This window comes from Mesorhizobium sp. (genome assembly GCF_005063415.1).
Taxonomy (GTDB): Bacteria; Pseudomonadota; Alphaproteobacteria; order Rhizobiales; family Rhizobiaceae; genus Mesorhizobium.
This window is the reverse complement of sequence record NZ_SUEG01000013.1, coordinates 1-8,361: the sequence shown is the minus strand read 5'-3', so window position 1 is coordinate 8,361 and position 8,361 is coordinate 1. Positions and strand designations below refer to the sequence as shown.

Genomic DNA, 8,361 nt, shown 5'->3' with positions numbered 1-8,361 from the left:
ACGCTCGGTCATCTGCGCCGCGAAGTTTGCCTCGGACCCGGCCATCCCTTCAGCGATGACGATACAGCCGTCATTGGCCGCCTGCACGGTCACGCCCTGGATCAGGTCTTCCAGCCGGATCGTCGACTTGAGCTTCGCGAACATCGTCGATGTCCCCGAAGGAGCGCCGCCTTTGCGCCAGGCGTTCTCGCTGACCACGAAGGTGTCTTCGAGCGTCATGCGCCCTGATTTGATGGCGTCGAACACCACTTCCATCGTCATCAGCTTGGCCAGCGAGGCCGGCGGGATCAACCTGTCGGCGTCCTTCGAAAACAGCACGGTTCCGGTTTCGGCATCGATCATGAAGGCCTGCCCGGCCTTGGTCTCGAAAAGCTGTGCTGAGGCCGGCGCAAGCGAGAGCAGCAGCAGGCCGAGCGCCATGAGCCCGGTGAAAGGGTAAAAAAATTTCATCAGGTTCGACCAGTCAGCCGGCGCTTTTGCAAGTTGGCAGAAGCTATCAGGCTTTTGCCTGGCGGATCAATCGCGCACGAGAAAACCAGGCAGCCCGAGGTCAGTTGCGTACAGCAAGCGCGTCCGGCGCACCATGCGACCAAGCTGCCTGCAGCATCTCGTCCAGGCTGCCGCGGCCGTCGGCATAGAGGTTGACCGAGTACCAGCCCTTGCCGTCGAGTTCGGAGCGCTGGATCTCGATCTTGCCGAAGCTGGAAAGCTGCGCCGCCACACGCTCCGCGTCGGCGGCATTCTCGAACGAACCCGCCGCGACATAGGCGGTGGGCGACCCGGCCGGAGGAGCTTGCCGCTTCCACGATTGAAGAATTTCGGCGGGCGACATCCCGGCGCCATCCAGCCCGGCAAACGCGTTGGAGGCGCGCTGCACGCGCTCGTCGGCGTAAGACAGCGACGCCATGGTGAATGGCGATTGCGCCGGCAAGTTGATCTCCGGACGCTCCGGCACGATCGGGCCGAAATCGGGCAGTACAATGTCTGCCGAGGCTGATGCTTGCACCGCCATGACAGGCCCTGCATCGGATCTCTGCCCGGAATTCGTCAGCTGACCGGGGAATGGCACCGCAGCAGCGCTTACCGGCAGGCTTGGCGACGGCCCATTCATGGCGATCATGACACCGTTGGGCAGGCCGTCCGACGGATCCGGCGCTCTGTTGCCTGGACGATACGAAGCCATAAGATACTGGCCGTCATTGCCTTCGAGCGGCGCACGGCCGACATATTCGACCTTCACCTCGGCCGTACCGACATTGGCATAATCGAGCATTTCAGCAGCGCGCTTCGACACATCGATGATGCGTCCATCGTGATAGGGTCCGCGATCGTTGACGCGCACGATCACCGAGCTGCCGGTCTTCATGTTGGTAACCCGCGCATAGCTCGGCAGCGGCATGGTCGGATGCGCCGCCGTCAGATCTGCCATGTCGTAGACTTCGCCGTTGGCGGTCAACCGGCCGTGGAACGCCTCACCGTACCAGGACGCGAGGCCAACCTTGGCGTAACGTTTGTCTTCCTTCGGATAATACCACTTGCCGCGCACCTGATAGGGCTTGCCGAGCTGGTCGCGTCCGCGAAACGTCTTGAACATCACGCGCGGGCTGGCTTTCACGCCATACTCGGCTTCGGAAAAATATTCCTTGGAGCGAGGTTTCTTGTTGACCATCGCCTTTTGCTGCGGCCCGGCACATGCCGCAAGAAAGGCTGCCGACAAGGCAAACAGCGCGAAAGCGGATGCGCGACGAAGACGCGGGCGCGCCGTGGTCTGCATATTTTGATTGTCCCTATAGCATCGACGAAGGCACCGCAGCATAAACGTCAGCGGTGCCAAAGCACCCAGTCCAGAAACGCCGGCGACGCCCTACCCCAATCCTTTGTGCGCAGGAATTGTTTATCACCGTATTAACCGATTGTGGTCGGAACCGGGCGAGATTGTGGCACGGACCGCCTCGCCGATCGGCATCAAAATCATCGCTTAACGACCAGCAACGCCGTTCGTGGCGCGCTTTGCCCCCGCTTTGCGTGTCTGCGAGCGCAGATTCAGGGACCGAAGATCACAAGCTCGGTGAACGTCAGATCTCCAGGTGCGGGTGGTCTGGGACCTTTGAAGTATTTCAGCCCCTTGTTGGGGCGGTACCATCCCACCAAGCCTGGAATCGGCTCCTTGGCATCGACAAAGCAAACCAGGATTCCGCTTCGCAAGAGAAAGCGCCCCATGGCACCGGCGCAGCGGCTCAAATCCGCGAGCGAGCGGCAATAGATGACCTGATGGCACCGGATAACACCGTACAACATTCGGCGCGGCATCAACACCAGGGGGAACGCTGCTCCGTCGCAAATGCAGATCAACGACAGGCAGCCCAGCGCGGCGTGTTCCGAGAGTATGTATCTCTCACTCTCGGGCAGCATCGCCAATTCCGGAAGATCGGGACGCACTTCGAGCACGCGACATGACCGCTGCGTCAAACTTAAAGCCGGCAAGAAGGTAAATTGTCCGCTGGAGAAGAGCCGAAAGCCGAGCGCCCGGTTGGCTTTCAATGTCGCTTGTGCCGGCGAAATGTTCGTGTAGGTCACGTCCTTCCGCTTAAGAACCGCCGCAACCAACATGGCGCCATAGGGACGGAATTCTGCGTCGACTGACCAGCTTGAAAGATTGCAGCGAATTTCGTCGCCCTCTGGCCCGTGGTAGCGAGCATAAAGGGTGAGCACAACGCCGACGATCTGACCGGCGTGCTCCAAAGCAAAGCCATATTGTGGGAACTCGGCAATCGCGGGCCGCTGCGACAAGCGGGTCAGAGCGTGGATCCAGTAACTCCGGTTACGCGCCGGAAAGCCTCTGCACAGGCAATCGACCACTCCCTCCCAGTCGGTTTCGCGGATTGGTCTACAGCGGAGACCGGGCGGGAGAGCGCCAAGTACGGCCAAAATCAACTCCAGAATACGATTTTACTTACATGTGCCTAATGCGCCCAACATATCAGCGCGCAACGATTAATAGTCCGTGCGGGTTTTAAAAACGATTTTCCACACCCAGCACAAACACAGCTCGCCATGACGCTGCTCACCGTCCTGGATCGCGCCGAAAGCTGCGGCCGCCACGGTTGACTTGGTGTTGAATGCGGCTTTAGAGGAATGAAGCGCGAACCGGTCGGGGAACGTCCTGGTGCCAATCCGGTACCGATTGCTCGAACCCGCTCCTCTCGCGATATCCTAAGTGATTGAAAAATCACCTTGGAGGGATGGCCGAGCGGTTTAAGGCACCGGTCTTGAAAACCGGCGTGGGTGCAAGCCCACCGTGGGTTCGAATCCCACTCCCTCCGCCAGATATCACCTTAAGTGGTTGTTATCGTTGAGCTTTGTGAGCTGCGGCCTTTCCGTTCCTAACTCCGTTCCTAACGTCCACAAACGATGAAGCTCGGCCATCGTGCCGGCTACGGCCGCCCGAGCCGTATGGTTCCTCAGCAACAAAAAAGGCCGCCACCGTGAGGCAGCGGGCTTACCAGCTCCGTCTGGGTGCCGGGTTTTCAGTGCCGTCCCGTAGGCCCTTCAAGAAACTCCATGAAATTTTCCACCACTCTGTCCGCTGGCGTGAGGTTAAGGAAATGACAGAGGCATTTGCCCTATCTCGCCATCGTGACAAGCCTGCTGGCAGCTTGTCTCGGCACCGTGCAGCGACAGTTTCGGTTCGCGATAGCCAAGATCATTTTATTGCTGAACTGCAGCGTCAAGGCCGCTGGACTGGCTGGGCAGCGGCGATGGCCGCAATCTCGGTCGTCTTCCAAGCTTTCGATCGGCTAATGCAATAAAGGAACACCCCTTGCGAGGGCGGCGCTTTTGGCGTTCAGTGCCTGCGGGGGGATCAACACACATGCGCAAACGTTACCTGTTCGCGGCTCTGGCTATAGCTGGATGTCAGTCCACACCGGCTTATGTGGTGTTCAAGCCTGGTGTTGATCTAAACTCAACGCAGGCCGCGACGGACCAATGCAAGATCGCCTCATTCAAAGAAATCCCGCAGTCGATAGCGACCGATTATCATCCCGGGTATAACAACCCAGGAACGGTGCAGTGTAATACATACGGGACGATTGTCTCTTGCAACACGATCGGAGCGGTGAACATCCCCGCCTCCACGACTTCTTATGATGTGAATGCAGAGCTGCGAGACCGCTACGTTACTCGCTGCTTGGAGGGCCAAGGTTTTGGCGTCAAGCTTGCCAAGGTGTGCTCCACCAAATCCGAGGTAACGAAAGCTCTAGCGGATCGGGCTGCGGGTGAATTCCCTACTTGCGCTGTCCGATAGGACGCTAGCGCCCGTTCATATCGTCAAGCGCTTGCGTGCGCGCCGGGTGCTTTCCATTCAGAATTTCGGTCTGGGGGATAAAAATGTCTGCCGACATGCAATGGGACCTTGCCAAAAGTGCCTTTCAACTGCTTGGGGCATTGCTGATAGCGAGGCTTACCGTGGGGTGGGCGCTCAGCCGCTTTAAGTATGAAAAGGCTTGGGAACGCCAAAGTGAAGCCCTCGCCAACGTGGTGGCTGCACTGGCCGAGATGCGTCGAGTGAACGACAAGTGGACCGACGAAGCATATCTGGGAAGAGACTTTGCGGAGGAGTTTTCCAAGGCTCTTCAGTTGAGATACCAGGACGCAAAACGCGAATTCGAGCGTGTAGCGGCTGTAGGCGTTCTAGTGCTTCCAGCGGAAATTGCCGACATTCTGTTGAAGCTCGAAGCTGATCTGGATGGCGGCACATATGATTCGTGGCAGGAGGAACTAGATTCGCGTGGTGCCGCGATTGGTTCGTCGCTCGGCAGGCTAGTTACGGTCGGACAGCGCCACCTCCGGCCGCCGAAATAGAGGGCTGTCTATCGCTTTTTGGTCAGCACTGCGACTCAAGGCTCTATTCGCCACAGGCAAAGACAGCCGACGCGAAGACTGAGTCGGGCTAGTTCACCCCTTCCCGGACCCTGAAGGTTCAGAGCTTCCGAGCCTGGAATTTGCGGAGGACGAGGCAGCAAAAACGCTGCTTGAAATCGCAAGAGAAAAGCTGCCCGATCGCACCTACCACGAGGCTGGCATTCAAGTCCGCGATGAAGCAGGCAACCAGCTAGTGCAGATCGTGGTCAAATTCGAACTGAACCGCATAGCGCGCATCAGACGATGAACGATCGATGGGGCGATAGTCTCTACGTTGAAGTTGCCCGGTTATTCCAAGAGCGGGCGGGGCGCCATGTGGACGACCTTCATTCGATTATCGAAGAGACGCGTCGGACAATCGAAGCATCGCGCCAGTTGCTGGCCCAGCTAGCCGCTAAAGAGGACCGGCCCCGCCTATCGTTGGCCAATCTACCCCAATGCCCCGCCAAGCGGCGCCGGCCACTTTCAGCCCCTTCGTTCGAAATTTGGCTTCCAGTCGCGATTGCGCGCCCGCTGCTGGCCTTCATAGTCAGGAATGCATGTGAAGAACACCTGCCGGCGCTCACGACCGGCAGCCTTGCAATTTGAGCAAACAAAGAGCCCGACCAGGTCATCATGCATCGAGCCGTGGTCACGGCCGAGCCTGTCAATTAGCGCCTGGATATCGAGCCTCGTCGATTTGCAGCACATCGGATGGCCGCAATTGACATAGACCGTCTCGCGGGCGGCCAGGGTGTCGGCAAGTGTTTTCTGAGGCATGCATGGCGATCTCCGTTGAAGGGGTCGCCGCACCGAATTCACTGTCCCCGGTCTCTCGGCCGGATGCAAGTCGCTTCAGGGCATTTCCACCATGCCGCCTTCACGATGCAGCAGGGCGTCGAAAATGACGTCGAAAACGTTCCCGACCTCCTCTTCGATCTCATGTGTCTTGATGCCGCTCTCCTCAGCCGCTTTCAGGGCCTGGTAGATCCCTAATGGCGAACGGATCGCTTGTCCTTGCGTTAGGCAACAAGCCAGCAATCGCGAGATCGACTGCCAGGAGGCGATGGAGCCGGGTTTTCAGGCGATTGTTGACTGCATGCTCGATGCTGGCTGGACGCAAGGAGAAATCATGCGGTCTCTGAGGCGGCTGATTGCGGCCGACAACATGACGCAGAAGGAAAATGCCAAGGTGGAGGCGCAAATCGCGATCGCGCGCGCCATGATGGGCTTTGGTAGTGGGTCAGTTTGAAATTTGAAAGCGCCCGTCAGAGTCGACCCCAAGCGATCATCGGTTTGAACCCGACTGGACCATCCCACACGCAGGAACTATACCGTCGCAATGGCATATTGGGTGAAGCGTATTGTGCTAAAGGATGGCGAAGTAGTCACGGAGGGTGAACTTCGCGAAGACGAAAACCGATTTGCTGGAACCGCTCCGGTGGTCGGTGATTTGATTGAGGTCCGATGTCGCGGCCGCAGGTTTATGGCGAAAGTGATATGGGGGAATTGGCCCGGTCGCGTTCATCCAGACGATCTTGTTATACCGCTTCGAGTTGCCGAGGTTGGGCTTGTTCCGACAACCCCGCTTCGCGTTCCTACTCGTGGGCCAACCACATCGCGGGAATGACTGCTTTCCCACAGCACGGTAGGCGAAAGTGCCTATTGTGATCGGGGCCGAATCTCAAACTGACCCACTACCGGGCTTGGGCCGGCCTTGACGATCGCCAGCGCAGCGCCAGTATCCTGGCGATGGACGAGAATTACATCTACGGGGAAAGAACCGGCCTGCAGCTCGTGCGCATGGCGATCGAACTCACCTGTCCGGCCGGTGTGCTGCCGAGCGAGGAGGCCGTCAACCGGCTCTATGGACCCTTGCCGGTGCATGAGGGTGAGGCGCTTGCCAAGGCGATCATCGAGACGGTCGAGCGACTGACCGCTGCCGAGATCAAGCCAGTGAGTAAGACCTAAAGCTTCGGCCTTAGGTCGCGACCCAAGAGACGCGCTTCTCTCAAGATCGAGGCGCGATCGAGCCCGATCAGAGATGCAATGTCACGTATCTGCTGCTCAGTGGCACCGGACTCCCGTGCAAGCGCGCGTACATTTTCGTCCGTCAGGCCTGCCGACCTTGATGCTTCGGCCATCACACAAATGCCTCCGGTTGGGGCAGGAGTGCGATGGTCGCTCCCAAGCGTCAGCGCCCATGGTGCGTAGCTGGCGATCTTTCATAGTACGTTCCCGCACCCATTTTAGCCAGTGGCCTTCCCGCCGCATGGACATAGCGCTAGCGTCAGCAAGAGGGCTGACAACCAAGGGCAACGATGAGCGAGAACGACGACCTTATTATTTATCCGGTACCGAGCCTTGTCGCGACCCTGCTTAACCGGGAGCGAACAAAGGGTAGTCCTTTGACAGAGGAAGAGGTGGTCCAAATCCGCGACACCTGTCCGGCGATCGCGATACCTCCCGACGTTGCTCGAAAGGTGGATGACTCACGAGGCTATCTCGATATTGATCCAGAAAATTGCTGGGAAGAATGGCAGCGAGTTCGATTGGAACTCGCCGAAGATTAAGGCATTCGCCGGGCTGGCTTTCCACACTCCCGAAAATTTCAAATACCTCCTTTTAGGCAGTATCTCGGTGACACTACCTCCTTTTAGTGGTCCTGATCCTCGTCGCCGAAGCCTAGCAGCGAAGCGTGGCGTATATACTTATGCTCGCCGCGAAGATGCTTGATCCGCAGCTTCACGCCCGGCCCGACCCACTGTGTTGCGGGTCGCTTCTTGACGCCCTCCGGAGGCGGGCCGGTATGTTCCTGGACGCGCTTCCACAGCCGTTCCTTCATGTCGCGCCCCAGGCTGATGAAGGCCGAGCCGACATATTTTCCGGTGCCGGGCTTCGCCAGCAATGCGAATGCCGCTTTGCCCGGCTCCCGCTCTACGCCGAGCAGTTCGTATTCCTGGACGGCGAAGCTTTTCGTCTTCAGCCAGTTCGATGTTGGCCCGCTCCGATACGGGCTGTCGGCGCGCTTGGAGACGATCCCCTCGATGCCCGCCTGGTCGGCGAGGTAGAAGATCGCCTTGGGATCGCCGGGGATGGCTTCGCTGAACTGGATGCGGCTGTTCGGCTTCATGATGCCGAACAGGATTTCGCGGCGCGCTTTGCAGCCGATGTCGCGCAGATCGTAGCCGTCAAGGTGCATGATGTCGAAGGCGCCGAGGATCATCCCATAGGGATCGCTGTGGACGGCCTTCTGCAGCGCGTCGAAGTCGGGCAGGCCGGCGGCATTGGTGACCACCGCCTCGCCCTCGAAGATCGCGTTCTTAACGTCGAGCTCCCGCGCGGCCTCGACCAGGCCGGTATATTTTCTCGTCCAGTCCGCGCCGCTCTTGGTAAAGGCGCGGATATCGTCGGGGCTGTTGATGACGATCTGGGTGCGGTAGCCGTCGAGCTTGATCT

10 protein-coding genes and 1 tRNA gene are annotated in these 8,361 nt (G+C 58.8%); 6 read left to right on the top strand and 5 right to left on the bottom strand.

Annotated elements, in window-relative coordinates:
- The 3 genes from E5W70_RS06010 to E5W70_RS06000 all read right to left on the bottom strand — a co-directional run.
- Positions 1 to 450, bottom strand: a 450-nt coding sequence (locus tag E5W70_RS06010; RefSeq protein ID WP_292655234.1) for a serine hydrolase, incomplete at its 3' end; no start/stop codon positions are given.
- Between the two features lie 100 nt (positions 451 to 550).
- Positions 551 to 1,774 carry a septal ring lytic transglycosylase RlpA family protein gene (locus E5W70_RS06005; RefSeq protein WP_292655231.1) on the bottom strand — a complete coding sequence of 408 codons (1,224 nt, stop codon included), beginning with the start codon at positions 1,772 to 1,774 and terminating at the stop codon, positions 551 to 553.
- A gap of 269 nt (positions 1,775 to 2,043) precedes the next feature.
- Positions 2,044 to 2,928, bottom strand: coding sequence for a hypothetical protein (locus E5W70_RS06000; protein WP_292655228.1), 885 nt, complete (start codon positions 2,926 to 2,928; stop codon positions 2,044 to 2,046).
- A gap of 308 nt (positions 2,929 to 3,236) precedes the next feature.
- On the opposite strand from E5W70_RS06000, the gene E5W70_RS05995 reads away from it, so the two are divergent.
- The 3 genes from E5W70_RS05995 to E5W70_RS05985 all read left to right on the top strand — a co-directional run bounded on the left by E5W70_RS05995 (position 3,237) and on the right by E5W70_RS05985 (position 4,863).
- Positions 3,237 to 3,326, top strand: a tRNA-Ser gene (locus E5W70_RS05995).
- A gap of 545 nt (positions 3,327 to 3,871) precedes the next feature.
- Complete coding sequence (locus E5W70_RS05990) at positions 3,872 to 4,306, top strand: hypothetical protein (protein ID WP_292655226.1); 435 nt, start codon at positions 3,872 to 3,874, stop codon at positions 4,304 to 4,306.
- 83 nt (positions 4,307 to 4,389) lie between these two features.
- Positions 4,390 to 4,863 carry a hypothetical protein gene (locus tag E5W70_RS05985; RefSeq protein WP_292655223.1) on the top strand — a complete coding sequence of 158 codons (474 nt, stop codon included), beginning with the start codon at positions 4,390 to 4,392 and terminating at the stop codon, positions 4,861 to 4,863.
- 525 nt (positions 4,864 to 5,388) lie between these two features.
- On the opposite strand, the gene E5W70_RS05980 is transcribed toward E5W70_RS05985, so the two are convergent.
- On the bottom strand, positions 5,389 to 5,682 hold the full coding sequence (locus E5W70_RS05980) for a hypothetical protein (RefSeq protein WP_292655220.1): 294 nt from the start codon (positions 5,680 to 5,682) through the stop codon (positions 5,389 to 5,391).
- Between the two features lie 286 nt (positions 5,683 to 5,968).
- On the opposite strand from E5W70_RS05980, the gene E5W70_RS05975 reads away from it, so the two are divergent.
- The 3 genes from E5W70_RS05975 to E5W70_RS05965 all read left to right on the top strand — a co-directional run bounded on the left by E5W70_RS05975 (position 5,969) and on the right by E5W70_RS05965 (position 7,475).
- A complete protein-coding gene (locus E5W70_RS05975; RefSeq protein WP_292655217.1) occupies positions 5,969 to 6,154 on the top strand; it encodes a hypothetical protein in 186 nt (61 codons plus the stop codon).
- 500 nt (positions 6,155 to 6,654) lie between these two features.
- A complete protein-coding gene (locus E5W70_RS05970) occupies positions 6,655 to 6,873 on the top strand; it encodes a hypothetical protein (RefSeq protein ID WP_292655214.1) in 219 nt (72 codons plus the stop codon).
- A 350-nt stretch (positions 6,874 to 7,223) separates the two neighbouring features.
- Positions 7,224 to 7,475 carry a hypothetical protein gene (locus tag E5W70_RS05965; protein WP_292655211.1) on the top strand — a complete coding sequence of 84 codons (252 nt, stop codon included), beginning with the start codon at positions 7,224 to 7,226 and terminating at the stop codon, positions 7,473 to 7,475.
- 83 nt (positions 7,476 to 7,558) lie between these two features.
- On the opposite strand, the gene E5W70_RS05960 is transcribed toward E5W70_RS05965, so the two are convergent.
- Positions 7,559 to 8,361 (bottom strand): ATP-dependent DNA ligase (locus E5W70_RS05960; protein WP_366509671.1); only part of this gene is annotated, 803 nt, incomplete at its 5' end.